The organism is Pseudoalteromonas sp. 120-MNA-CIBAN-0494, assembly GCF_040308885.1.
Lineage (GTDB): Bacteria > Pseudomonadota > Gammaproteobacteria > Enterobacterales > Alteromonadaceae > Pseudoalteromonas > Pseudoalteromonas nigrifaciens.
In genome coordinates this window covers 34,714-57,401 of record NZ_JBEOOE010000004.1, presented here as the reverse complement: position 1 = coordinate 57,401, position 22,688 = coordinate 34,714, and the positions used below count along the sequence as shown (strand labels likewise).

The window sequence follows — 22,688 nt, the reverse complement described above, 5'->3', positions numbered from 1 at the left end:
ATGGCCGTTAAAGTTTTAGTTGTTGATGATTCGAGCTTTTTTCGCCGTCGAGTGAGTGAGATTCTTGAATTAGATAGCGAGATTGAAGTAATTGGCTTTGCCGTAAATGGCCGAGATGCTGTAGAGAAAGCAGCTAGTTTACGTCCTGATATGATCACTATGGATGTAGAAATGCCGGTGTTAGATGGTATAAGTGCTGTAAAAGAAATTATGGCCAGTAACCCGACGCCAATTTTAATGTTTTCTTCGTTAACTCGCTCCGGTGCAACTGCAACTTTAGATGCACTTGATGCTGGTGCTATGGATTTTTTACCGAAAAAATTTGAAGACATTGCTCGCAATAATGAAGATGCCATTAAGCTGCTGCAAAGCAAAGTAAAAGAAATTGGCCGCCAACGTATTAGACGTGTTGCTAGCCCTAGACCCTCTAGTATAAACAAACCTTTATTTACACCTACTTCAGCGCCAAGTGCATTAGCAGCAAGGTTTGCACAAACAAATAAAACAGCAACAACAGTAGCACAACCAGAGCGAAGCTTTAATAATTCGCCAGTAACTAGTCGCAGTGCAATAGTAACAAAGCGCGCGAGTGGCAAGCACTATCAACTAGTTGCAATTGGCACATCAACCGGTGGACCTGTTGCGTTGCAAACTATATTAACTCAGCTTCCTGCTAACTTTCCGCATCCTATATTGTTAATTCAGCATATGCCTGCTGCGTTTACTCCGGCTTTTGCGGCACGCTTAAATAGTTTGTGTAAAATTCAGGTAAAAGAAGCGCAGCAAGGAGATCGACTGCAAGCAGGTGTGGCTTACTTAGCACCGGGTGGCCAGCAAATGATGATTGATGGTCGTGGGGCAAGTAGAACACTACGAGTTTTTGAAGATAACAGCGAGCGCATTAGTTACAAACCAAGCGTTGATGTAACCTTCGCCAGTGCCGCTAAAGCGTATCAAGGTGATGTATTAGCTATAGTATTAACTGGTATGGGCGCAGATGGGCGTGAAGGCGCTCGTATGCTTAAACAATCAGGGGCAACCATTTGGGCACAAGATGAAAAAAGTTGTGTTGTTTATGGTATGCCACAAGCAATTGCTAATGCTGGTTTAGCGAGCGAAAGTTTGCCATTAGATGAAGTAGCAATACGTTTAAAGACAGAGGTGGGCTGTGGATAAGCTTTCCGTACTAGGTTTACTTATTGGCTTAGGCGCCATTGCAATAGGTTACTCGTTAGAGGGCGGTGTGGTATCGGCATTATTTAACGGACCTGCGTTGATCATTGTACTGGGCGGCACATTGGGTGCTGTAATGTTACAAACATCAGCCAGTACTTTTAAAAAGATGCTAGAAATTACGCACTGGGTTTTTGTATCGCCTAAATACAATATTGAAGATGCCATAGAGCAAGTAAAAGGATGGTCACATAAAGCACGTCAAGAAGGTTATTTAGCCCTTGAAAACGAAGCGCTTACCCACCCAGATGCCTATGCTGCAAAAGGGCTTGGATTATTAGTTGATGGTTGCTCAGATCAAAAACTGCGCGATACGTTAGAAATAGATTTACTGTTAGAGCGCGAACGTCTGCTAGAGGCAAGTCGTGTTTATGAAGCTATGGGCGGTTATAGTCCGACCATAGGTATTTTAGGGGCCGTGCTTGGTCTTATTCAGGCAATGTCGTTTATTACAGATCCGCAAAAGCTTGGAGCCGGTGTTGCCACTGCCTTTATAGCAACTATTTATGGCGTGGGTTTAGCTAATTTATTATTTTTACCTATGGCTAATAAGTTAAAGCAACGGGTTGAGCAAAAAATGCTTTATCACGAAATGCTTGCCGAGGGCGTAATTGCAATAAGCCAAGGCGAAAGCCCAGTAAGCATTGAATTAAAGCTTGAAGCCTATCGGGTTGACCGCCCAAATGTCGTGGTTGAGTAGCAGCTATTATGTTACGTCGTCGCTTGCGCAACACCACTACTAAAAGTCAACACACAGAACGTTGGCTGGTGTCTTATGCTGATTATATGACGATTATGTTTGCCTTTTTTGTGGTTTTGTACGCAATAGCAATTAACAAAGAAGAGAAATTTCAAGTGCTGTCCGATTCGATTGGTTATGTATTTGATAAGTCAGCCCGTCAACATTCGCAGCAAGGAACTGGGGTAAATGGCGACGCAATATTGACAGACAGAGTAACCCCAGAGCAAGAAGTGCTCTACGGCGAAAGTATTTTAAAAGAAGAACACGGGCCAAAGCTGCTGGACGGACAAAGCGATACCAGTAATATTGAGCAAAAACACCTTGGCAAACCACTCGATAGTTTGTTGGCTAAGCTGCAATCGTCATTAATAGATGAAATACGCGATGGTGAAGCAAGTTTAGAACTCAGCCAAGATTGGCTGATCATTGAGCTTAGTTCTGGCATGCTATTTTCAAGTGGCAGTAGTGTAGCGCAAGTTCGAGCTAAGCAAGTTGTTAAAATAATTAAAGATATAATTGCTCCGGTAGATAACTATATTAGAGTACGCGGCTATACTGACAACCAAACCATAGGTAATGAAATGTACCGCTCGAATTGGGAGTTGTCGGTGGCGCGTGCAACAGCCGTTTTAGTTGAGCTTGAAAGGCTAGGTATAAATTCAGCGCGAATGGCGATTGAGGGATATGGTCAATATTCTCCTTTTGCCACTAACGATACTAAGCAAGGGCGTGCTGAAAATCGCAAAGTAGTTATTGCCCTATCTAAATATGGGTTGCCACCAACAGCAGAAGTAGTAAGCGTTGAGCCGCAACAAGTAGTCGTTAAACCTGAGCCTGAAGCAGAATTACCCTCTGACGATAATACAATAAAAATAATTCGTTTACCCCATGGCGGTATTCGTATATCGACTCGAAATGAACTGTAATTAGGATGCAATGTGAAGATTTGGACTGTAGCAAATCAAAAAGGTGGAGTAGGGAAAACCACAACCGCGGTTAGCCTTGCAGGTATTTTAGCATCTCAAGGTAAGCGCGTATTATTGATTGATACCGATCCTCATGCCTCATTAACCTATTACTTTGGCATTGATTCTGAGGATTTAGAGGTTAGCGTATACGATATTTTTGTACGCGGAACTAGCATGCAAAGCGAAGAAATACTCCAAGCATTATGTCCATCTAGTATTGAAAACTTAGATATATTACCCGCCACTATGGCTATTGCTACCCTAGATAGAAGTATGGGCAATAAAACCGGCATGGGATTAATATTAAAAAAAGCGCTTGCAAAAATAAGCGAATATTACGACTATGCAATCCTCGATTGCCCCCCAGTACTTGGCGTATTAATGGTTAATGCGCTAGCTGCGAGTGAACGCATTTTAGTGCCGGTACAAACCGAGTTTTTAGCGCTAAAGGGGCTCGACAGAATGATGCGTACTATGCAGTTAATGCAAACATCTCAAGCTAAAAGCTATGAATATACTATAATTGCCACCATGTACGATAAGCGCACGAAAGCCTCGTTAGAGGCATATAAAACACTGCAAAATACTTATACTGATAAAGTGTGGCCGGGCGTTGTTCCGGTAGATACCAAATTTAGAGACGCCAGTTTAGCGCAACAAGTTCCAAGTGAATTTTGTCCACGGTCTCGCGGGGTATATGCCTACAAGGCATTGCTCGATTATTTAATAGAACAAGGTTAATCAATGAGTAAGCAATTATTTGCTAATGAAAAAGTAATGACTCAATATCTAGGCGCGTTATTGTGCGAAGACGAGCCTGTAGATAATCTTGAACCCGTTGCAAAATTACTTGAGCAAGTAACGGATAAAAAAACTGAACACCCAGATTTAGAAGCGCAGAGCACACAAAGTACGCCAGTATTTGAGCAAGTTGTGCCAGAAATTATTAAAAAGCCGATAGCGCAAGAAGTCAAAGCCCTAGTTACCTCTGCTGAGCAAACACTGTCGGCCGAGCAAATATTAGCCGAACAAAGCCAAGCTGATTATTTTGACGGGCAGTTTCAAGCCTTATTTTTTGAAGTGGCAGGATTAACGCTAGCTGTGCCGCTTAAAGCGTTAGGCGGTATACATGAATTAAGTGAAGTAAATCATTTATTTGGTAAACCAAAGTGGTTTAAAGGCGTTATGCTCAATAGAGATGAAAAACTTAATGTGGTTGATACCGCACGTTGGGTTATGCCAGAGAAGTATGACGAAAAGTTAGAGGCGTCACTTAACTATAAGTATTTAATTACACTAGGCGACAGTCAGTGGGGATTATTGGCAGAAAAGCTAATAAATAACATTACATTGAGTAAAGAAGATGTAAAATGGCGTACAAACCAAAGTAAGCGCCCATGGCTTGCCGGTGTTATTAAAGAAAAAATGTGCGCTTTAATAGATGTAAATAATTTAAATGCATTATTAGAGAAAGGCCTAGACAGCCGTCAGTAGTAATGACCATTACGGGGAAACAGCATGAACCAAGATAAGTTACTGTCAGCAAATAAAAATGCAGATAATAATGATGAAATACTACAGTGGGTAACGTTTAAGTTAGAAGACGAAACTTACGGTGTTAACGTAATGCAAGTGCAAGAAATATTACGCTACACTGAAATAGCCCCTGTACCTGGTGCACCTTCGTACGTGATTGGTATTATTAACTTACGTGGCAATGTGGTTACGGTTATTGATACTCGTGCCCGTTTTGGTTTAGCCGGTACGGATGCAACAGATAATTCGCGAATTTTAATTATTGAAGCTGAAGAGCAAGTTATTGGTATTTTAGCCGACAGCGTATCTGAAGTGGTTTATTTGCGAAGCTCAGAAATAGACAGTGCGCCGAATGTAGGCACAGAAGAAAGCGCTAAGTTTATTCAGGGTGTGTGTAATCGCGAAAACGAGTTACTTATTTTAGTTGATTTAAATAAGCTACTTAGTGACGACGAATGGGATGAGTTGAGCGATTTATAAGCTTTACTACTAAAAATTATGTTATTACTCAGTTTAGCAATTATAGCGTTAGCTGTTGCCCTTATAGCATTGGCGATGATCATTCTATTTAAAAGCAGCTATGCAAGTGAGCTTACCTCTCAGCTGCAGCAATTTAAAGACTCGGCTGAGCAAATTAATATTTTACGCAGTGAGGTACAAGAGTTGCGCACTGGGTTATTAAGTATTGGTAAGCGAGTACTTGAAGTTGAACAGCAAAATGAAGAGCTAACTCAACAACAAGCAGCGCAAAAGTATGACGATCCAGATGCAAAAATTTATTCTCGTGCTGTAAAAATGGTTGAACTTGGAGCTGATTTAGAAGAAGTAATTCGTGAATGCGAATTACCTAGAGCAGAAGCAGAACTGCTGTTTTCATTGCATAAACAAAAAGGCGCTTAGCGTCTTTTTTGCTTTTTAATGCTGTTAAAGCTACGCCTTAATATTTAACTTACCTTGAAAGTCTTGCCAGCCTGGCGGAAATTGCCCTCTTAATACATACGAAAATGCAATTAGCTCAGCAATTACATAATACAACTCTTTAGGTATTTCTTCCCCAAGCTCTAAGTGTGATAACGTTTTGGCTAATGCTTCATCTTGATGGATCATAATGCCTTTTTTTTCAGCCGCTGCTATTATTTCATCAGCTAATTTGCCAAAGCCCTTGGTACTTACCATAGGCGAGTTTCCGGCTGCATATAAAAGCCCAATCGCAGATTTGTTGTTGGCTGAGTCACTCATTTTTATACCTTAATATTAATAATGGCATGCGATTTATAAAAAGCTTGATGGCTTGCATCGCCTTGCTTTAAAGTAAGATCACCTACTTGCAAACCATGCTTGGCTAATTTTGATCTTAAATTATCAAGATGCGGATGAGCCATAGCGGTCACTTCTTGGCTTGATGCAAATAACTGGCAATCAAGTGCTTTATCCATTAATTCGGCAGTAATTTGTAACTGACCAAGCTGTGCATAATCAAAGTTTAACCTAACAAACCAGACATTTTTTTCTGCTAGCTTATCGCCACTGGGCTTTTTATATTGGCCTAATGTTATTTCTGTTTGCGCCGCTTCTGGCGGTAATTTCATTGGTAATAAAAAGTTTACCAAGGGGTTTGAGTCGGCTAGCTGATTAGCAGGGGTAACATTTACTTGGCCAAGGGTATTTTTAACTTGTGTTAACTCCCCCGCAAGTGCTTGCACTTGGCTTTGTTGCAGTTGCTCAAGTAATTTAGCACCAGAGTTGCCGGTTTTAAATGTGGGTAATAACACCTGCAGTAGTGCATCTAAGCCGGTTTGATTATTAATGCTAATAGGTGTAGTTGTTTGGCTAATAATAGGCGCGGCTAAAATGCTTACTGCAAGTTGCTCTAATCCCTTACTAAAACTGCTTTGCAACGTGTCGTTTGTCAGTTGCGTTGGTTGTAATGTGGCAAGAATTTCGCGCTGTATAGCTGTTGGGTGTAAATTATTACTAGAAACCATCCGATTAAATGCCTGATTTACGAGGCGCGTTAAGTCGGCTGGTTGCTGCGATAACTGCTGTGCAATATCTGCTATTTTGCTGCTTAAAAGCGGCGTGTTATTGGGTGTGTTTATTGCGCTAGCTGCACTGAGTTGGTTTAGCAGTGGAGCGAGTAATTTAGCTTCTAAAGGGTGTAATTGATTTTGCGAACTTAGTTTGCCATTGCTCGTTGTTGCAAAGAGCATGCTTGTTGGCAACTGCCATAGGCTAACACTTGATTTAATTAATTGGGTTAACTGCACTAAAGGTGGCAACTGGCTAGGTTGCTGGTTTAACTGCTCGGTGACATTTAGTTTATTAATACCTGTTGTCGTTTGATTTATAGCGGCAAAAGGTTTGTTTTCGAAGTATTTTACTGCATCACTTATACGCGTTTTTAGTTCACCAAAACCACTTTTTAACCAAGAATCAATAGGGCTGTTATTAGCCGCTATTAATGGACTAGTAGGGTTATTTAAATTGCTTGTTGATACGCTGCTTTGCTGCGCCGAAATTAGTTGATTAAACGGTTTTGTGAACGAGTTTTTAAGTATGACAGTGGTACTGTTTATATTAGTTTGAATTAACAGTTTGTTGGCTTGGCTGCTCAAGTTTACGTTTGTTACGGTATGCGAAAGTTGGTTAAGTTGATTATTGTTTATATTAAGCTTAAATGAACCTGCTTGTTGTGCATGCGTTAAAGTTGCAAATTTAGGGGTTGCTTGTAGCTGTGCATTTGGCAAATTTTGCGCAAGTAAACTTGCTAGTTTTGCTTGAGTTATGGGGTGTGTATGCACGGATTCAGCAAAGCGATTGATAACGTCTAGCTGCGCGCCTTTATTATTAGTGCTAATTATTATTTTTAATGGTTGCTCGGCGGCCAGTAGTTGCGCTACCTCTTTATTAATTGCAATGCTGGCATTAAGCTTTTCAATTACCAGCTTGGGTGTAGGCGTTAATACGACCTGCGCCGGCATAGGATTATTTTGTAACTCGCTTCCGGTATTTATATAATTTAAAAATTGCTGTAATTGCACCGGTTGATTAAGTGTAAGCCTTGTATTGTTGGGGGTAATTGCAAGTGACTTGCCCTCGTTACTGAGCTGTATGCTCGCACTGGCTATTTTGTCTAAGTTTTTTGGCGCAGTTGTAATACCAAGCCTGAGAGTTTGCCAGTGCTTATTTATTAATACATCTAGGGTAATCGATTCTTTAGAAAACTGAATGTTTTTTGCCGCAAGCATCTCGCCAGGAAGCGAGGTTAAGTTATGCTTAGGCGCATTAGAGGTTAGGTTATTAACCAATGAATTAGATAATGTAATTTGCGTAGGTGTATTCATTATTTTAAATCAAGTTTTCTTTATTTTTAGTGAATCGATTTTAAAGCAATATTCGTATTACCCTATCATTATGATAGACTAACGCCTAATTTTTGGCAGAGAGAATCGTCATCTTGTTACACATTAAGTCCGTCACCTGCATCAAGCAAGAACGTTGTTTGTTTGCGGATCTTAATTTTAGCCTTAATAGCGGCCAAATCATGCAATTAGCAGGTGCTAATGGTGCTGGTAAAACGTCTTTATTACGTATTATAGCGGGCTTTTCTATGCCTGATGAAGGCGATATTTTGTACCTTAATCAGTCGATTAAAAAGTACTATGAAGAGTACGCCAGAGATCTATTATTTATAGGCCATAAAACCGGGGTTAATGTGCAGCTCAGTGCGCTTGAAAACGTTAAACATTGGTTGGCAATTAATGGCTACACTAATGAAGGTGATTTATACCCTTTATTAAGTAAGCTTGGCTTAGTAGGCCTTGAAGATGTACCGGTTAGAACGCTCTCTGCTGGGCAGCAACGCCGTGTTGCGTTAGCTCGATTATGGTTAAGTGAAGCTAAGCTATGGATTTTAGATGAGCCATTTACAGCACTTGATAAAAGTGGTGTTGCCTTTTTACAGCAACGTTTTGTTGAGCATTTAAAAAATGGCGGAGCTATATTGCTAACCACACATCAAGATTTAACGGCTCATTTTAGCAACCTACAAACACTCACTTTGGAGTATCGTCACTAATGACCCGACAACACTCCTATTGGTTACTTTTTAAAGCCGTGTTTAGTAAAGATGTTAAACTTGCTTTTCGTCAGCGCGCTGAAATTATCAATCCTATTTTGTTTTTTTTAATTGTTATTTCATTATTTCCGTTAGCTATTGGGCCAGAGCCCGGTCTACTGGCAAGAATGGCGCCGGGTATAATTTGGGTGGCTGCTTTACTCTCTACTATGTTGGGCTTAGACAAGCTGTTTAGAGATGATTATAACGATGGCTCACTTGAACAACTTATTGCATCGTCGTATCCGTTATCGTTAACTGTGTTGGCTAAAGTAGCCGCGCATTGGGTGATCACTGGGCTTCCTTTAGTATTAATGACCCCACTGTTTGCACTACTATTGAATTTAGATAACACAGCATTAATGGCTACGTTACTAACGCTATTATTAGGTACGCCTTTGTTGAGCTTTATTGGCGCAATTGGGGCTGGGCTTACTGTAGGATTACAAAAAGGCGGTATTTTAATGAGTTTATTGGTGTTGCCTTTGTATATTCCGGTTTTAATTTTTGCAACGTCAGCTATCGATACCAGTACTATGTCGCTGGATTATAGTGGGCAGCTTGCCATTCTTGGCGCTATGTTAGTTATTGCTATTATTAGTGCGCCAATCGCCATATCGTCAGCATTAAAAGTGAGTGTAAGTTAATATGTGGAAGTGGTTACATCCCTATGCTAAAGCAGAGCGTGCATATAAATTATGCAATACGTTATTGCCTTATTTTACCGTAGTTACGGTTATTAGTATGTTAGTTGGTTGGGTATGGGGGCTTGGTTTTGCACCTGCCGATTACCAACAAAAAGACAGCTACCGTATCATTTTTATTCATGTGCCTTCGGCTATTTTATCTATGGGTGCTTATTCATCAATGGCAATTGCTGCCATTATTGCGCTGGTTTGGCAGTTACGAAACGCTGAACTTGCAGTTATTGCAATTGCGCCTGTAGGGGCATGCATTACTGCGATTGCACTTATAACCGGTGCAGCATGGGGCAAACCTATGTGGGGCGCTTGGTGGGTGTGGGATGCGCGCTTAACCTCAGAGCTAATTTTATTATTTTTATATTTGGGTGTGTTGTCTTTGTACCATGCCTTTGAAGATAAAAAGGCAGCGGGTCGTGCCGCTTCTATTTTGGCTATCGTAGGGGTTATTAATTTACCTATTATTCATTACTCTGTTGAGTGGTGGAACACCCTACACCAAGGAGCGTCAATAACTAAGCTAGATACCAAAGCAATTGATCCCAGTATGTTTTGGCCATTAATGGTAAACATTTTGGCGTTTGCGGCTTTTGTTGGCACTGTTACTTTAATTCGTCTTAAAAATGAAATATTACAACGTGAAAAGCATCGCCCATGGGTGCGCCAGTTGTTAACTAAGAGGTAGTTATGCAGTTTGACTCATTTTCTGATTTTATTGCAATGGGAGGCTATGGATTTTATGTGTGGCTTTCTTTTGGTACATGCGCACTTATTTTATTAGGTATTTTATTTAGTTCACTCAGAGAGACTAAACATATTATGGCATCGATAGAGCAACAAATAGCGCGAGAAGTTCGTATTAAAAATGCTAAGCAGGAGCAAATATAATGAACCCAAGACGTAAAAAACGCCTTTTAGTTATTGTTGCAGTGCTGTTTGGCATTGGTGCCTCAATAGGCTTGGTACTGTATGCATTACAAGAAAACATTAATTTATTTTATACCCCAAGTGAGCTTGTTGACGGTAAAGGCGCCAATAAAGAAAAACCACAAATAGGCCAAAAGCTACGCATTGGTGGCATGGTTGTACCAGGTTCGGTAGAGCGCAATGAGCAAAGTTTAAAAGTAAGCTTTACTTTAGTTGATACAGGCCCAACCGTGGTAGTGCGTTATCAGGGGATTTTGCCTGACCTATTTCGCGAAGGCCAAGGCATAGTTGCACAAGGTGTACTTGTAGAGCCCAATGTAATAGAAGCATTTGAAGTACTTGCTAAGCATGATGAAGAATACATGCCTGCTGAAGTAGCAGAAGCGTTAAAAGGAATTAAACACGAGAAACCTAAATACAACCTAGATAGTGGTAATTAATAATGATCCCAGAACTTGGTTATTTTTCTTTAACGCTTGCCATGGTGCTAAGCGTTTTGTTATGTGTTTTTCCGCTGTGGGGGGCACATACCGGTAATTTACGTTTAATGCGTGCTGCTCCTTCGTTAGCGGTAGGGCAATTTGTATTTGTATTTATTTCGTTTGCCGCCCTTATTTATGCCAGCCTTACAAATGACTTTACAGTTGCGTATGTGGCGTATAACTCAAGTAGCTCTTTGCCTTGGTATTATCAAATAACCTCGACCTGGGGTGGGCATGAAGGCGCTATTTTATTGTGGTTATTGATGCAAGCTGGTTGGACAGCTGTTGTTGCACTGCGCTCTAAAGCACTACCTTGGGTATTGCGTGCTCGTGTACTTGGTGTGCTTGGCTTTTTAGGTGTTGGCTTTATGATGTACACCTTATTGCTTTCAAGCCCATTTGAGCGTTTATTACCTTATTTTCCGGTAGAGGGGCGCGACTTAAATCCGCTGCTACAAGATCCGGGTATGATCATACACCCGCCGTTACTTTATATGGGTTATGTAGGACTATCTGTAGCGTTTGCTTTTGCAATTGCGGCACTTTTAACTGGCAAGCTAGATAATACTTGGGCCAAATGGTCTCGTCCTTGGACTATGACCGCGTGGGGCTTTTTAACTTTAGGTATTACCATAGGAAGTTGGTGGGCGTATTCAGAACTTGGCTGGGGCGGCTGGTGGTTTTGGGATCCAGTAGAAAATGCATCTTTAATGCCTTGGTTAGTAGCAACAGCACTTTTACATTCATTGAGTGTGACAGAAAAACGTGGTGTATTTAAATCATGGACAGTACTGTTAGCAATTGCAGCATTTTCACTTAGCTTACTGGGCACCTTTATTGTGCGCTCAGGTATTATTGTATCTGTGCATGCTTTTGCAACAGACCCTGATAGAGGCTTATTTATACTGGCCTTTTTAGCTATTGTTGTTGGCGGTGCATTAGCACTTTATGGCATGCGCGTATCGCAAGTGCGAAGCGAAGGGCGTTACAAGTTAGTATCGCGCGAAGTAGCACTGTGGCTAAATAATATATTCTTAGTGGTTGCTACTTTAATTGTATTACTAGGTACTTTATTGCCTATGGTACACAAAGAAATGGGCTTAGGTAGCATTTCAATTGGCGAACCATTTTTTAATAAAATGTTTGCAATACTGTTAGTGCCATTTGCTATTTTAATGGGTATTGGGCCGTTTTTACGCTGGAAGCAAAATAAATGGGCGTTTTTACAAAACAAAATACTAATGGGTGTATTAGTCAGCATTATTATTACCTTTGCTTGGTTATTTTCTAGCTATGATGTGATTGCACCGCTTACCTTATTAGCAACCACGTTAGCTGTATGGATTGTAATTACAACAGGTATTGATTTGTATAGTAAAGTTACCGTACATAGCACCTTTAAAGAAGGCTTTAAGCGCTTAGGTTTAGGTTATTGGGCTATGGTACTTGGCCATATAGGTATTGCCTTTGTAATTGCTGGCGTAACCCTTACTTCGGCATACTCGGTTGAGCGCGACGTATCAATGAAACCAGGTGATACAGTGCAGCTTAATCAGTATCAATACCGCTTTGAAGGAGTGAAAAATGTTCGCGGAGCTAATTACAGTGGCCATGCGGGTGTTGTATCGGTATTAAAAAATGACAAGCTAGTTACTCAGTTACATGCCGAAAAACGCCGTTACGATATTGGCATGCAGTTTATGACAGAAGCAGCAATTGATGCAGGCTTCACACGCGATTTATACCTAGCGTTAGGTGAGCAATTAAGCGAAGGCGCGTGGTCATTACGAATTTATCATAAGCCATTTGTGCGTTGGATGTGGATTGGCGGTATATTAATTTCGTTAGCAGGGTTTGTAATTTTATTTGATAAACGCTATCGCACCTCATCGCCTCAATCAACAAAAGAAACAGCGGAGAGCGAAGCATGAATCGTAAGCTTTTAGCTATAGCACCGTTACTGGTTTTTGCTTTTATTTGTGTGTTTTTATTCCAAGGGTTATTTGCTAACCCAAGGGAAATACAAACAGGGCGATTAGGGCAATCTATGCCAGAATTTAGCCTGCCAGATCTAATGCAAGATAATAAGCAATGGAGCAATGAGCAGTTAAAAGGTGAGGTTTATTTATTAAATGTATGGGGTACCTGGTGCCCTACATGTTTAGCAGAGCTAGGCTACTTAACTAAATTGCGCGAGCAAGGCGTTAAAATTATAGGCTTGTACTATGTGCAAGGTTACGATGCCGATTTTGACGGGCCATTTGATATGCAAGCACTGCGTAGTGACGTAACCAATATGCTAACGCGTGCTGGCGACCCATATCAGTTTAATATTTTAGATTTACATCGCACACTGTCGTTAGATTTAGGTGTGTCGGGTGCGCCAGAAACTTTTTTAGTTGATAAAAGCGGCACCATTTTGTTGCACCATACCGGTGATATAAATCCGCGAGTGTGGCGTGCTAAGTTTGCACCAATTATGCAGGAGCTCAAATAATGAAGTGGTTGTTATTAACCCTTAGCCTTTTTGTCAGTATGGGGGCGCTTGCTCAGCAAGACCGCTACCAATTTGACAGTAACGAGCAAGCGGTTCGCTTTGAAGAGCTAACCAAAGAGCTACGTTGCCCTAAGTGTCAAAATCAAAATATTGCCGACTCTGATGCGGTAGTAGCAAAAGATTTACGCGAGCGAGTATTAGCTTTAGTAAAAGATGGTAAAACGAAAGACGAAGTAATAGATTATATGATCGATCGTTATGGCTACTTTGTACATTACGATCCACCAGTAACCCCTGCAACTTTAGTGCTGTGGGTTTTACCGGTATTGATTGTAATTTTTGGTTTTGGTTTTATTGTTATTCGCCAACGCAAAGCATCGGTAAAACAAAGCTGGAGCAACAACGACGAAGCAATGTTAGTTAAATTAATTGCTAAAAATAAACGTCAGGAGCAAAGTTAAATGATTTTAATGTGGGCGTCTTTTGCTTTACTCACACTTATTGCACTGTTGTTTGTGATGTTGCCTTTTTTAAAAAAAGAGCGTGTTAAAACCATTACGCACAATGCGAACGCAGAACTTATTAGTATTTATGAACAGCGTTTAGTTGAGCTACAAAACGACTTAGAAAACCAGCGAATTGATGCACAAAATCACAGTGAGTCAGTGATCGAGCTCAAACGTCGCTTACTCAATGAGCTCTCTCCAGAAAAGTCACTTAATAGCCGTGGTAATAATCGTATTTTTGCCTTAACAGGCGGTGCGTTTGTGATTGCCCTAACCGGTATTTTTTACTCTATGACCGGTAATCAGCAGCAAATATCGGCTTGGCACGATGCTATGGATAACTTGGCAGAGTACGGTGAGCGAGCTGTTATGCAAAAAGGCGAGCCGCTGAGTGAAAACGAGCTGCAAGCATTTGCATTGGCACTGCGAACTAAGCTTAACCAAACGGGGGATGACGAAATTGCCTGGATGTTACTGGGCCGTGTGGCTATGTCATTGAACGAATTTGATATGGCGCAGCAGTCGTTTGATAAAGCGTTGCAAATGAATCCTGCTAATATGCAGGTGCTTATTAGTTACAGCCAAGTGCTGTTACTTGAGGGCAGTGAGGCAAGCATGACACGTGCTGCAGGTATGCTTTCAAAAGTACTGCAAGAAGAGCCGCAAAATTTAGATGCTATTTCTTTATTAGCACTCATTGCTTACGAACGTAAAGATTGGGTACAAGCAAAAGCAGCGTTTGAAGTATTACTTGCCAGTATGGATAAAGCAGATACCCGCTATAATATGATTGCGCAGCGTATTAGTGAGATTGAACAACAACAAGCACAAAATGTTGATGTTACAAAGAGTGCAGCAATTAAAGTGACAGTAAATGTAAGTACAGAGCTTAAAAATAAACAACCTGAAAACGGAATTTTATTTGTTTTTGCAAAAGCGTTAAATGGCTCTCCAATGCCACTAGCGGTTGTTAAGCTTAACGAGTATCAATTTCCTATTACAGTTGAACTAAGTGATGCAAACTCTATGGTTGCAGGATTAAACTTGTCAAGCGCAGAAGATATAGTTATTACTGCACGTATCTCTAATGATGACTCAGTAATGCCAAGTAGCGGTGAGTTAGAAGGGCATTCAGCAGCATTAAAACGTGAAAGTACCCGTCAGTTGCAACTGCAAATAGACACATTAATACCTTAAGGATACGCGATGTTAAAACATGGTTTAATTTATATAGTTTTGTTAGTGCTGGCCGGGTGTGCACAAGTACCTGATAGCCAAAAGGACGAGCGCGATCCACTACAAAATATTAACCGCCCAATATACGACTTTAATATGGATGTTTTAGACACATACATACTAAGACCGGCCGCCGTAGGGTATATCACGGTGACCCCTGTACCAGTGCGTCAAAGCTTAGTGCATTTTACCAATAATATTAGTGCGCCGGTAGATATGATCAACGCCGGTTTACAGGGTAAACCAGGTAATGCCAGTGTTAGCTTAGCACGTTTTTTAGTTAACTCGACCGTAGGTGTTTTTGGTTTATTTGATGTGGCCAGCTCATTAGGTCTAGAACATGTAGATGAGGATTTTGGGCAAACATTAGGTGTATGGGGTGCAGGTGATGGTGCTTACTTGATGCTACCTGCTATGGGGCCTTCTACAGCGCGTAACTTAACCGGCGATGTAGTTGATAACTTTGTTTTACCTAAAATAGCGTTAACTACACCACAAACAATTTTAGTGTTTGCGTTAAAAGCTGTTGAGGCCCGTGCATCACTAATTGCGCAAGAAGGTTTATTGAACGATTCACTAGACCCTTACTTATTTATTAAAGATATTTATTTTCAACGCCAATTATACGAACTTTACGACGGTAACCCGCCAATCAAAGAAGAGCCTGATGACTTTGATGAAGATTTTTTAGAAAGTTTGTAAACCTATTAAAAACGCCAGCAATGCTGGCGTTTTATTTTCTCATTAGTGATTAGAAAGTTGTTATTAAACATTGCTCATTAACTGCATTTGCTCGTTCACCCAGCTAATTGCTTCGTGGTAAGCATCGGGTACTTTATCATTTAAACCAAGTTGTTGGCTGATCTGATTAGCTGCCAGCCAGTTGCCTTGCTCATAAAACTTAACCAAGTTTAAGTAGCTTGCAAGCAAGCCCTCATCATTAAGTAAAGCGGCTTTAATCTCATTAGATAATGGCAGCTTTTGCATCACACTTTGCATGCTTTCATCTAAAATAGCATCCATAAGCGACATCATGCCGGTTAAAAAAACCATTCCTGTGTCTTTAAACTTACCATGCGAAATAGCCAGTAACTCACTAAAACGCGCCCGAGTGAGCGATAACCTAATTAGCTCCATAGGCTTATCTGTTGAAACTTGCGCTGCAAATAATAAAGATAAAAGCTTTTTAATTTCATTGGCACCAAGGGTGATAAGCGCTTGTTTTATTGTGCTTATTTTTGCACGTCTAGCAAATGCTGCAGAGTTTGAATAACGCAGTAACTTATAAGATAGATTTACATCTCGCTCAAATATATCGGTGATCTTTTTTAGATCCATATCAAGCGTTGAGGTCTCATAAAGTAGTTCGGCTAATGTCATACCAGAGGGGGGAAGCGCTTTACTTTGGATCATCTCTGGTTTTGAAAAGAAAAACCCTTGAAAATAATCAAAGCCAAGTTCCAATGCTTGGTTATACACCTCATGGGTTTCAACTTTTTCAGCAAGTAATTTTAGATGTGGATAAGGTTTTAAATCATCAATAATTGTTTTAATTGTTTCTATATTACAGGTTAAAAAGTCAATTTTTATAATATCAATAAATGGATAAAAGTGGCGCCACACAGGTTGATGAATGTAGTCGTCTAAGGCTAATGTATAACCTTTTTCTTTTAAGTCTTTAACAATAGCAAGTAAACGCTTACCAGGTTGCACCGTTTCGAGTATCTCTACCACCACAGCGTCTTTACTCAGTAAAGTAGGGTAGCCTTTTAGTAAAGTTTCTAGAGTAAAATTGATATATGCTGGTTTATTGTCAGTTAAATCCTCAAGGCCAAAATTAAACTGGCTGCCTTCTATTAGGCGTGTTGTTGCCTCATCTCCATCTATATCGGGAAACACGTTATTTACACCATCACGAAATAGTAATTCATAGCCAATAAGCTTTTTATCGCGATCTAAGATCGGTTGGCGTGCAGCGTAAAAGTACATAAAAAATTCCGTATAGATAAAAAATAACTATTGATTGTAACAATATATGGCAAAACATTAAAAATAGCATGATGTAAATAAGCTTATCTTAGATTAATAACATACTTTTAATAAGTTACAGAGGTTTTGATTTAAATATATACGCTTTGTTTGTTTTTAATTCACTAAAGTTGACATGTTGGAATTTTAACTATTACCCATGCTATAGTGACAGAGAATGGTTTTTATCCCAATACTGTCTTAACTATAATATTTTAAGAGTCATTATTTGGATCAAAAGCCTGTTGCAATTTATTAGTGGAGGCGAGTTTGGAAACAGGAATGATTATTTCACTAGCATTATACTTTGTTGTAATGCTAGGTATAGGATTGTATGCATTTAAGCAATCAACCAGCGATGTTTCAGGTTACATGTTAGGGGGCCGTAATTTATCACCAAGTGTTGCTGCGCTATCTGCAGGTGCATCTGATATGAGCGGTTGGTTACTTATGGGCCTTCCCGGCGCTATGTATCTTTTTGGTTTGAGTAAGGTTTGGATTGCGATTGGTTTAGTACTTGGTGCTTGGGCAAATTACTTCTTAGTTGCACCTAGGCTTCGTGTTTACACTGAAAAAGCGAATGATTCAATTACGATCCCGGATTATTTTGCAAATCGCTTTGCGGACAATAAGAATATATTACGTGTTATTTCAGCTATTGTTATTATTGTTATTATTGTTTTCTTCACACTTTATACCTCATCTGGCGTGGTTGCTGGTGGTAAGTTATTTGAAAATTCATTTGGAATGAGCTATGAAGTTGGCCTTTATGTTACTACTGGCGTTGTAGTACTTTATACGCTTTTTGGTGGTTTTTTAGCGGTAAGTTTGACCGACTTTGTACAAGGTTGCATTATGCTTATTGCGCTATTAGTAGTACCAATAGTAACGTTTACTATGCTTGATCACCCAGTAATGGAAACGCTCGCTAATGCAAGCTATGACCTGTTACTTATCTCGCCAAAGGCCAGTGAAGTTCACTCTCTAAATATGCTAGATTGGTTTGCTGGTGGCTCTACCATCGCAATTATTTCTGCGTTAGCTTGGGGCTTTGGTTACTTTGGTCAGCCTCATATTATAGTACGCTTTATGTCGGTACGTTCAGTTAAAGATATTCCAGCAATGCGACGCATTGGTATGTCTTGGATGACATTATCTGCAATAGGCGCAGTACTAACTGGTTTATTTGGGGCAGCCTTCATACTAGAAAATGAAATGCCGATAAATGATAAAGAAACAATATTTTTAGTGCTATCTGAATTGGTTTTTCATCCATTGATTGCTGGCTTTTTATTAGCAGCTATTTTAGCGGCTGTAATGAGTACTATCTCTTCACAATTGCTAGTGTGTTCAAGCTCGTTAACTGAAGACTTTTATAAAATATACCTGCATCGCGAAGCCTCTCAAAAAGAGCTGGTTTTTGTTGGGCGTATTAGTGTGGCATTAGTTGCTATGTTTGCTATTTACTTAGCTTACGATAGAGATAGTTCTATTTTAGACTTAGTGAGTAATGCGTGGGCAGGCTTTGGCGCTGCATTTGGACCACTCGTATTGTTTAGCCTTTACTGGAGAAGAATGAACTTTGCTGGCGCCTTAGCAGGCATGTTAGTGGGGGCTTCAACAGTACTTATATGGATATACGCACCAATTACCATTAATGGTGCGAGTTTAAGTAGCGTTATTTATGAAATAGTCCCAGGCTTTATTTTATCAAGTATTGCGATTGTATTAGTTAGCTTAATGACCAATGAGCCAGCTAAAGAAATTACAACCTTATTTGATGAAGTAGAACAAGAACTATAAAAAGTTATAAACAAAAAAAGGGAGTAACTTAGGTTACTCCCTTTTTTTATGCAAAATTTATTAACTCGCTTTTTTGTCGCTACTTTCTTCTATGGGTGCAACATTATCTGCTTTTTTGCCTTTTACAGCAGCTTTAGGGGCTATAGGCTCTTTACCACCTTTTAATATTGTCATGAAGTCATCTTTACTTTTTGCCATTTCTAAAGCGAGTGACTCTACTTGTTGCTCACTTAATGGTACATCAACTTTTTCTAGCAAAATTTCAAGCGACTCTGCAATATCGAGCATTTTATCATAGGCATCAGCTTCTTTTTTGGTAGTAAACGTCATGCGCTCGACTCCGTTTCGTTCTACAACATATTTAACAACAACAGCCATGATTTCTCCTGCTTACTTGCGTGGCATATAGTATATAAACCATTAGATTACTGTTTTTATGTACAGTACAAGTTTGTGCCTAAATTTGCAAGTCCCCTAATTAATATTAAGTGATAATAGTTGACAACAAAGATTAACTTTACTTTATTTAACTTAATCACTTTTGTGTACCGTTGCAGTTAAGGATCTCACAGGGAGTGAATGTTAGGTTTAAGTATTTAATAAAGTGCAGGTGTAAAAAGCCTTTTGCGTTATGACTTAAACATATAAACAACAAAGTAAATGTTCATGTATGAACAAAAAAGGAAGAAAGATGAAAAAACTAAAATATAGTATTTTAGCTGCAGCTTTTTGTATGTTGCCAGTAACTCTTACCTACGCAAATGTTGATACCTCAGCAATAACTCAGCAAGTAAAACAGGCGGCTTTAAATATTAATACTGCTGATGTTAGCCAGCTATCTAAGCTCCCTGGTATTGGTAAGAAAAAAGCACAAGCTATTATAGATTATCGCGAAGCAAAGGGTAACTTTACATCGTTAGAGGATTTGAAAATGGTAAAAGGTATAGGTAAAAAATTAGCTGCAAAGCTTGAAGGTAAGATTTCGTTTTAAGTTAAAAAGGGCGCGTTAAGCGCCCTTAGTATATTGGGTTAATGCTTCACATAAATGCTTTTTAGCAAAGTTAATCTCAATTGGAGTCGTTAGTAGTGGGTAACACAACCCACCGAGTAGTAAAAAAGGGATGAGTAACCAGCCTTCAAATACGGCAAATATTAAAAACAGCGGACTGAGTAATAATAATTTTATAATACGAAGTAGTACTTTATTAACAGGTGAAAGCATACTTAAAGAAATCGCTATAACAGCTTGTCTGTCACGTATTTTTAAATGTTTTAGAGCATTAATTTGGCTTGAAAAAAACACAAGCATTACAGCGACCTTTTAGTCATTAAGCGACTCGTTACCAGTAAAAATAAAGTGGCTGCAAACAGCGCAAATATTACTTCCATCCATGCCGGCATACTTAGCCCCGCAAATTGCCAGTCAATGTTTCCGCAATCACCAGTGGCTGCAAAAAAGCTTGGGATCCACTCATGTAATGGCATAAAGGCAGGAAAGTTAGGTTCAAACTCACAGCTAAATGCAAAAGGATCAGTGGTTGTTTGCATTTCGATATGCTCGCGGGCAATTATAAATCCCCAAACACTAGAAACAGCCCATACACTATAGGCGAGCAAGCGAACCCCTCTATGCTCTGGATTACTTGTACCAATGATACCTGCAATAAGTAAACCTAATACCGCAGTACGCTGATATATGCACATGATACATGGCGCCAATCCCATTTTATATTGAAAAAACAGTGCCGTTATTTCAAGCAGAAAAACAATACCACTAAACAAAAGCCAAGGAGTACGTTGGGTGGGTAATTGTGCAAGCCAGTTCATAATAAATCCGTATTTAAATAAGACGCTAGATTATGACGTAGGATAAAGTTAGGGGCAAGCAAAACGACTTAAAGCCTACCCACATGCATTTATGATGATTAAAGTTAAGGTTATAATTCTAAAAGCCAATAAAAATCCAATAATGTGAATAAAGAGGTAGCCCTTTAAACGAGTAAAGTATGTGTGTGAGGTGACTTTACGTAATAAGTTAATAAGGCAAGGCGCGAACTTAAAGTAAATAACTACTTAAAATGTATCTAGGGTGAATATATAAGTGCTTGCGACAAGTGTTAGTAAAAAATATAAAGCATTTTATAGACACAAATATTTTAATCGCATACTGGCAGTAATATGGCGTACTTTACTTGTTACTTGAGCGTCGTCTGGTACAATCAGTCGGTTAATCGTATGTAGTAGTGTGAATTAATTCGAGTGGGAATTGGATGAGAATTTTTAAAGCGAAAAGCCCAGCAGGATTTGCTGAAGAATACATAGTAGAGTCTATCTGGAATGGCGATTTTCCTCCTGGATCTATTCTACCTGCTGAGCGTGAACTCTCAGAGTTAATAGGTGTTACCCGAACGACGTTACGTGAAGTATTACAGCGATTGGCTCGAGATGGCTGGTTAACTATTAAACATGGTAAGCCAACAAAAGTGAATAACTTTTGGGAAACGTCAGGACTAAATATTCTTGAAACGTTAGCACGTCTTGATGAAGATAAAATGCCAGAGTTAACCGACCAGTTACTCTCTGCACGCACTAATATAAGCGCAATTTATACGCGTGCAGCTATAAAGTTAAATCCAGAACGTGTGATTGAAATTCTCTCACAAAGCGATGAGTTAGAAGACAGTGCGCAAGCATTTGCTGATTACGATTATAAAGTGCATCACGAGTTAGCTGTTGCAGGTAATAATCGTATTTACGTGCTTATACTCAATGGCTTTAAAGGATTTTATTCAAAAATAGGTTGTCATTATTTTTCAGATCCGGGGACGCGTGAGTTGGCTCGCCAGTTTTATAAAGACTTAACTAAATTGGCTGAAAACAGAGAACACGACGGTGCGATCATGATGATGCGTAAATATGGTCATCAAACCGGTGAAATTTGGCAACAAATTCGTGGCGATATGCCCAGCGACATAATGGATTAAACCTATTTTAAAAGCCTGCATTTGCAGGTTTTTTTGTGTCTTCATTTTATTAATACTTTATAACCAAGAAACTGAGCTAATAAAATAAACCCCACCACTTTTTAGTGTTCAGTATTATCGATGGGAGGAATCGTTAAATACGATTGTCATTTCGCACCAGTTCTCTCTAGAATAATAATAATTATATGTGCGCTATTGGTTTTTAAGTTTTAGAGCCCATATAACTATCAGCATTGCATAAGCAATTGACAACAAACTCAAAATATTTGGAGAATAAAATGGGTGTATTAGTAGGCCGCCAGGCACCAGACTTTACCGCTGCAGCAGTTCTTGGTAACGGTGAAATTGTAGATAGCTATAACCTTCATGAAAAAATTAAAGGTAAAAAAGCAGTTATTTTCTTTTACCCACTAGATTTCACGTTTGTATGTCCTTCTGAACTTATTGCATTTGATAAGCGTTATGAAGAATTCCAAAAACGTGGCGTTGAAGTAATTGGTGTTTCTATCGATTCACAATTCTCACACAACGCATGGCGTAACACTGCTGTTGCAGATGGCGGTATCGGTAAAGTTAAATATGCACTAGTTGCAGATATTAAACATGAAATTTGTAAAGCATACGACGTTGAGCATCCTGAAGCGGGTGTTGCGTTTCGTGGTTCTTTCCTAATTGATGAAGAAGGCAATGTACGTCACCAAGTAGTGAACGACTTACCACTAGGTCGTAACATTGATGAAATGCTACGTATGGTTGACGCGCTAGCGTTCCACACTGAGCACGGTGAAGTATGTCCTGCTGGTTGGACTGAAGGTAAAAAAGGTATGGATGCAAGCCCTGAAGGCGTTGCTAAGTTCCTATCTGAAAACGAAGGCGATCTATAATTTAGCTCTCGTTTTAAATAAAAAAACCGCCAATTGGCGGTTTT

The 22,688-nt window shown here is 39.6% G+C and carries 27 protein-coding genes; 21 read left to right on the top strand and 6 right to left on the bottom strand.

The window, feature by feature from the left end; translation table 11 throughout:
* From AAEY55_RS04675 to AAEY55_RS04645, 7 genes are read left to right on the top strand one after another with little or no spacing between them, the layout of a single operon-like run.
* The gene (locus tag AAEY55_RS04675; protein WP_350550273.1) at window positions 1-1,176 is read left to right on the top strand and encodes a chemotaxis response regulator protein-glutamate methylesterase; all 1,176 of its coding nucleotides are present in this window, start codon (window positions 1-3) and stop codon (window positions 1,174-1,176) included.
* Window positions 1,169-1,933 (top strand): flagellar motor protein, encoded by a 765-nt coding sequence (locus tag AAEY55_RS04670; RefSeq protein ID WP_058372798.1) that lies wholly within the window; start codon window positions 1,169-1,171, stop codon window positions 1,931-1,933. Before AAEY55_RS04675 ends, AAEY55_RS04670 begins: the two co-directional genes overlap by 8 nt.
* Before the next feature lie 8 nt (window positions 1,934-1,941).
* The gene (locus AAEY55_RS04665) at window positions 1,942-2,901 is read left to right on the top strand and encodes a flagellar motor protein MotB (RefSeq protein WP_350550270.1); all 960 of its coding nucleotides are present in this window, start codon (window positions 1,942-1,944) and stop codon (window positions 2,899-2,901) included.
* A gap of 12 nt (window positions 2,902-2,913) precedes the next feature.
* A complete protein-coding gene (locus tag AAEY55_RS04660; RefSeq protein ID WP_011327509.1) occupies window positions 2,914-3,684 on the top strand; it encodes a ParA family protein in 771 nt (256 codons plus the stop codon).
* 3 nt (window positions 3,685-3,687) lie between these two features.
* Complete coding sequence (locus AAEY55_RS04655) at window positions 3,688-4,437, top strand: CheW domain-containing protein (RefSeq protein WP_350550267.1); 750 nt, start codon at window positions 3,688-3,690, stop codon at window positions 4,435-4,437.
* 24 nt (window positions 4,438-4,461) lie between these two features.
* Window positions 4,462-4,959: a chemotaxis protein CheW gene (locus AAEY55_RS04650; RefSeq protein WP_011327511.1), complete on the top strand. Its 498-nt coding sequence runs from the start codon at window positions 4,462-4,464 to the stop codon at window positions 4,957-4,959.
* Between the two features lie 18 nt (window positions 4,960-4,977).
* Window positions 4,978-5,379 (top strand): DUF2802 domain-containing protein, encoded by a 402-nt coding sequence (locus AAEY55_RS04645; protein ID WP_011327512.1) that lies wholly within the window; start codon window positions 4,978-4,980, stop codon window positions 5,377-5,379.
* A gap of 30 nt (window positions 5,380-5,409) precedes the next feature.
* Here AAEY55_RS04645 and AAEY55_RS04640 read toward each other — a convergent pair whose 3' ends face one another.
* Both AAEY55_RS04640 and AAEY55_RS04635 read right to left on the bottom strand, forming a co-directional pair.
* Complete coding sequence (locus AAEY55_RS04640) at window positions 5,410-5,718, bottom strand: EscU/YscU/HrcU family type III secretion system export apparatus switch protein (protein WP_011327513.1); 309 nt, start codon at window positions 5,716-5,718, stop codon at window positions 5,410-5,412.
* Window positions 5,719-5,720: 2 nt separating this feature from the next.
* Window positions 5,721-7,823, bottom strand: coding sequence for a flagellar hook-length control protein FliK (locus AAEY55_RS04635; protein WP_350550264.1), 2,103 nt, complete (start codon window positions 7,821-7,823; stop codon window positions 5,721-5,723).
* A 113-nt stretch (window positions 7,824-7,936) separates the two neighbouring features.
* Here AAEY55_RS04635 and ccmA point away from each other — a divergent pair, with 113 nt between their 5' ends.
* From ccmA to AAEY55_RS04585, 10 genes are read left to right on the top strand one after another with little or no spacing between them, the layout of a single operon-like run.
* Complete coding sequence (ccmA, locus tag AAEY55_RS04630) at window positions 7,937-8,557, top strand: cytochrome c biogenesis heme-transporting ATPase CcmA (protein WP_086993541.1); 621 nt, start codon at window positions 7,937-7,939, stop codon at window positions 8,555-8,557.
* Window positions 8,557-9,243 carry a heme exporter protein CcmB gene (gene ccmB / locus AAEY55_RS04625; RefSeq protein ID WP_011327516.1) on the top strand — a complete coding sequence of 229 codons (687 nt, stop codon included), beginning with the start codon at window positions 8,557-8,559 and terminating at the stop codon, window positions 9,241-9,243. Before ccmA ends, ccmB begins: the two co-directional genes overlap by 1 nt.
* 1 nt (window position 9,244) lies before the next feature.
* On the top strand, window positions 9,245-9,982 hold the full coding sequence (locus AAEY55_RS04620) for a heme ABC transporter permease (RefSeq protein WP_339684405.1): 738 nt from the start codon (window positions 9,245-9,247) through the stop codon (window positions 9,980-9,982).
* 2 nt (window positions 9,983-9,984) lie between these two features.
* The gene (ccmD, locus tag AAEY55_RS04615; protein WP_339684407.1) at window positions 9,985-10,185 is read left to right on the top strand and encodes a heme exporter protein CcmD; all 201 of its coding nucleotides are present in this window, start codon (window positions 9,985-9,987) and stop codon (window positions 10,183-10,185) included.
* Window positions 10,185-10,664 carry a cytochrome c maturation protein CcmE gene (gene ccmE / locus AAEY55_RS04610; RefSeq protein ID WP_192531781.1) on the top strand — a complete coding sequence of 160 codons (480 nt, stop codon included), beginning with the start codon at window positions 10,185-10,187 and terminating at the stop codon, window positions 10,662-10,664. Before ccmD ends, ccmE begins: the two co-directional genes overlap by 1 nt.
* A gap of 2 nt (window positions 10,665-10,666) precedes the next feature.
* Complete coding sequence (locus AAEY55_RS04605; protein WP_339684410.1) at window positions 10,667-12,637, top strand: heme lyase CcmF/NrfE family subunit; 1,971 nt, start codon at window positions 10,667-10,669, stop codon at window positions 12,635-12,637.
* Window positions 12,634-13,203 (top strand): redoxin family protein, encoded by a 570-nt coding sequence (locus AAEY55_RS04600; protein WP_011327521.1) that lies wholly within the window; start codon window positions 12,634-12,636, stop codon window positions 13,201-13,203. Before AAEY55_RS04605 ends, AAEY55_RS04600 begins: the two co-directional genes overlap by 4 nt.
* Window positions 13,203-13,664 carry a cytochrome c-type biogenesis protein gene (locus AAEY55_RS04595; protein WP_011327522.1) on the top strand — a complete coding sequence of 154 codons (462 nt, stop codon included), beginning with the start codon at window positions 13,203-13,205 and terminating at the stop codon, window positions 13,662-13,664. The genes AAEY55_RS04600 and AAEY55_RS04595 overlap by 1 nt, the downstream gene beginning before the upstream one ends.
* A complete protein-coding gene (ccmI, locus tag AAEY55_RS04590) occupies window positions 13,665-14,906 on the top strand; it encodes a c-type cytochrome biogenesis protein CcmI (protein WP_339684414.1) in 1,242 nt (413 codons plus the stop codon).
* Between the two features lie 9 nt (window positions 14,907-14,915).
* On the top strand, window positions 14,916-15,647 hold the full coding sequence (locus tag AAEY55_RS04585) for a VacJ family lipoprotein (RefSeq protein WP_339684417.1): 732 nt from the start codon (window positions 14,916-14,918) through the stop codon (window positions 15,645-15,647).
* A gap of 63 nt (window positions 15,648-15,710) precedes the next feature.
* Here AAEY55_RS04585 and AAEY55_RS04580 read toward each other — a convergent pair whose 3' ends face one another.
* Window positions 15,711-16,934, bottom strand: a complete 1,224-nt coding sequence (locus AAEY55_RS04580) for an HDOD domain-containing protein (RefSeq protein WP_350550261.1) — start codon at window positions 16,932-16,934, stop codon at window positions 15,711-15,713.
* A 321-nt stretch (window positions 16,935-17,255) separates the two neighbouring features.
* Between AAEY55_RS04580 and putP the strand changes: the two genes are divergently transcribed.
* A complete protein-coding gene (gene putP, locus AAEY55_RS04575) occupies window positions 17,256-18,776 on the top strand; it encodes a sodium/proline symporter PutP (RefSeq protein WP_350550258.1) in 1,521 nt (506 codons plus the stop codon).
* Between the two features lie 60 nt (window positions 18,777-18,836).
* Here the strand turns inward: putP and AAEY55_RS04570 are convergent, their stop codons facing one another.
* Window positions 18,837-19,154: a YebG family protein gene (locus tag AAEY55_RS04570; protein WP_089367888.1), complete on the bottom strand. Its 318-nt coding sequence runs from the start codon at window positions 19,152-19,154 to the stop codon at window positions 18,837-18,839.
* Between the two features lie 313 nt (window positions 19,155-19,467).
* On the opposite strand from AAEY55_RS04570, the gene AAEY55_RS04565 reads away from it, so the two are divergent.
* A complete protein-coding gene (locus AAEY55_RS04565) occupies window positions 19,468-19,767 on the top strand; it encodes a ComEA family DNA-binding protein (protein ID WP_089367889.1) in 300 nt (99 codons plus the stop codon).
* Window positions 19,768-19,782: 15 nt separating this feature from the next.
* On the opposite strand, the gene AAEY55_RS04560 is transcribed toward AAEY55_RS04565, so the two are convergent.
* Window positions 19,783-20,085: a DUF6170 family protein gene (locus AAEY55_RS04560; RefSeq protein ID WP_011327529.1), complete on the bottom strand. Its 303-nt coding sequence runs from the start codon at window positions 20,083-20,085 to the stop codon at window positions 19,783-19,785.
* On the bottom strand, window positions 20,085-20,603 hold the full coding sequence (gene dsbB / locus AAEY55_RS04555; RefSeq protein WP_011327530.1) for a disulfide bond formation protein DsbB: 519 nt from the start codon (window positions 20,601-20,603) through the stop codon (window positions 20,085-20,087). Before dsbB ends, AAEY55_RS04560 begins: the two co-directional genes overlap by 1 nt.
* A gap of 443 nt (window positions 20,604-21,046) precedes the next feature.
* Here dsbB and fadR point away from each other — a divergent pair, with 443 nt between their 5' ends.
* Window positions 21,047-21,760, top strand: coding sequence for a fatty acid metabolism transcriptional regulator FadR (gene fadR / locus AAEY55_RS04550; protein ID WP_011327531.1), 714 nt, complete (start codon window positions 21,047-21,049; stop codon window positions 21,758-21,760).
* 278 nt (window positions 21,761-22,038) lie between these two features.
* A complete protein-coding gene (locus tag AAEY55_RS04545) occupies window positions 22,039-22,644 on the top strand; it encodes a peroxiredoxin (protein ID WP_011327532.1) in 606 nt (201 codons plus the stop codon).
* Window positions 22,645-22,688 lie beyond the last annotated feature (44 nt).

Bases quoted from the DNA above. Each gene is read 5' to 3' on its own strand.
- AAEY55_RS04675 (WP_350550273.1), top strand. From the start codon at position 1: ATGGCCGTTAAAGTTTTAGTTGTTGATGATTCGAGCTTTTTTCGCCGT.
- AAEY55_RS04665 (WP_350550270.1), top strand. From the start codon at position 1,942: ATGTTACGTCGTCGCTTGCGCAACACCACTACTAAAAGTCAACACACA.
- AAEY55_RS04655 (WP_350550267.1), top strand. From the start codon at position 3,688: ATGAGTAAGCAATTATTTGCTAATGAAAAAGTAATGACTCAATATCTA.
- AAEY55_RS04650 (WP_011327511.1), top strand. From the start codon at position 4,462: ATGAACCAAGATAAGTTACTGTCAGCAAATAAAAATGCAGATAATAAT.
- AAEY55_RS04645 (WP_011327512.1), top strand. From the start codon at position 4,978: ATGTTATTACTCAGTTTAGCAATTATAGCGTTAGCTGTTGCCCTTATA.
- AAEY55_RS04640 (WP_011327513.1), bottom strand. From the start codon at position 5,718: ATGAGTGACTCAGCCAACAACAAATCTGCGATTGGGCTTTTATATGCA.
- AAEY55_RS04635 (WP_350550264.1), bottom strand. From the start codon at position 7,823: ATGAATACACCTACGCAAATTACATTATCTAATTCATTGGTTAATAAC.
- ccmB (WP_011327516.1), top strand. From the start codon at position 8,557: ATGACCCGACAACACTCCTATTGGTTACTTTTTAAAGCCGTGTTTAGT.
- AAEY55_RS04620 (WP_339684405.1), top strand. From the start codon at position 9,245: ATGTGGAAGTGGTTACATCCCTATGCTAAAGCAGAGCGTGCATATAAA.
- ccmD (WP_339684407.1), top strand. From the start codon at position 9,985: ATGCAGTTTGACTCATTTTCTGATTTTATTGCAATGGGAGGCTATGGA.
- ccmE (WP_192531781.1), top strand. From the start codon at position 10,185: ATGAACCCAAGACGTAAAAAACGCCTTTTAGTTATTGTTGCAGTGCTG.
- AAEY55_RS04605 (WP_339684410.1), top strand. From the start codon at position 10,667: ATGATCCCAGAACTTGGTTATTTTTCTTTAACGCTTGCCATGGTGCTA.
- AAEY55_RS04600 (WP_011327521.1), top strand. From the start codon at position 12,634: ATGAATCGTAAGCTTTTAGCTATAGCACCGTTACTGGTTTTTGCTTTT.
- AAEY55_RS04595 (WP_011327522.1), top strand. From the start codon at position 13,203: ATGAAGTGGTTGTTATTAACCCTTAGCCTTTTTGTCAGTATGGGGGCG.
- ccmI (WP_339684414.1), top strand. From the start codon at position 13,665: ATGATTTTAATGTGGGCGTCTTTTGCTTTACTCACACTTATTGCACTG.
- AAEY55_RS04585 (WP_339684417.1), top strand. From the start codon at position 14,916: ATGTTAAAACATGGTTTAATTTATATAGTTTTGTTAGTGCTGGCCGGG.
- AAEY55_RS04580 (WP_350550261.1), bottom strand. From the start codon at position 16,934: ATGTACTTTTACGCTGCACGCCAACCGATCTTAGATCGCGATAAAAAG.
- putP (WP_350550258.1), top strand. From the start codon at position 17,256: ATGATTATTTCACTAGCATTATACTTTGTTGTAATGCTAGGTATAGGA.
- AAEY55_RS04570 (WP_089367888.1), bottom strand. From the start codon at position 19,154: ATGGCTGTTGTTGTTAAATATGTTGTAGAACGAAACGGAGTCGAGCGC.
- AAEY55_RS04565 (WP_089367889.1), top strand. From the start codon at position 19,468: ATGAAAAAACTAAAATATAGTATTTTAGCTGCAGCTTTTTGTATGTTG.
- AAEY55_RS04560 (WP_011327529.1), bottom strand. From the start codon at position 20,085: ATGCTTGTGTTTTTTTCAAGCCAAATTAATGCTCTAAAACATTTAAAA.
- dsbB (WP_011327530.1), bottom strand. From the start codon at position 20,603: ATGAACTGGCTTGCACAATTACCCACCCAACGTACTCCTTGGCTTTTG.
- fadR (WP_011327531.1), top strand. From the start codon at position 21,047: ATGAGAATTTTTAAAGCGAAAAGCCCAGCAGGATTTGCTGAAGAATAC.
- AAEY55_RS04545 (WP_011327532.1), top strand. From the start codon at position 22,039: ATGGGTGTATTAGTAGGCCGCCAGGCACCAGACTTTACCGCTGCAGCA.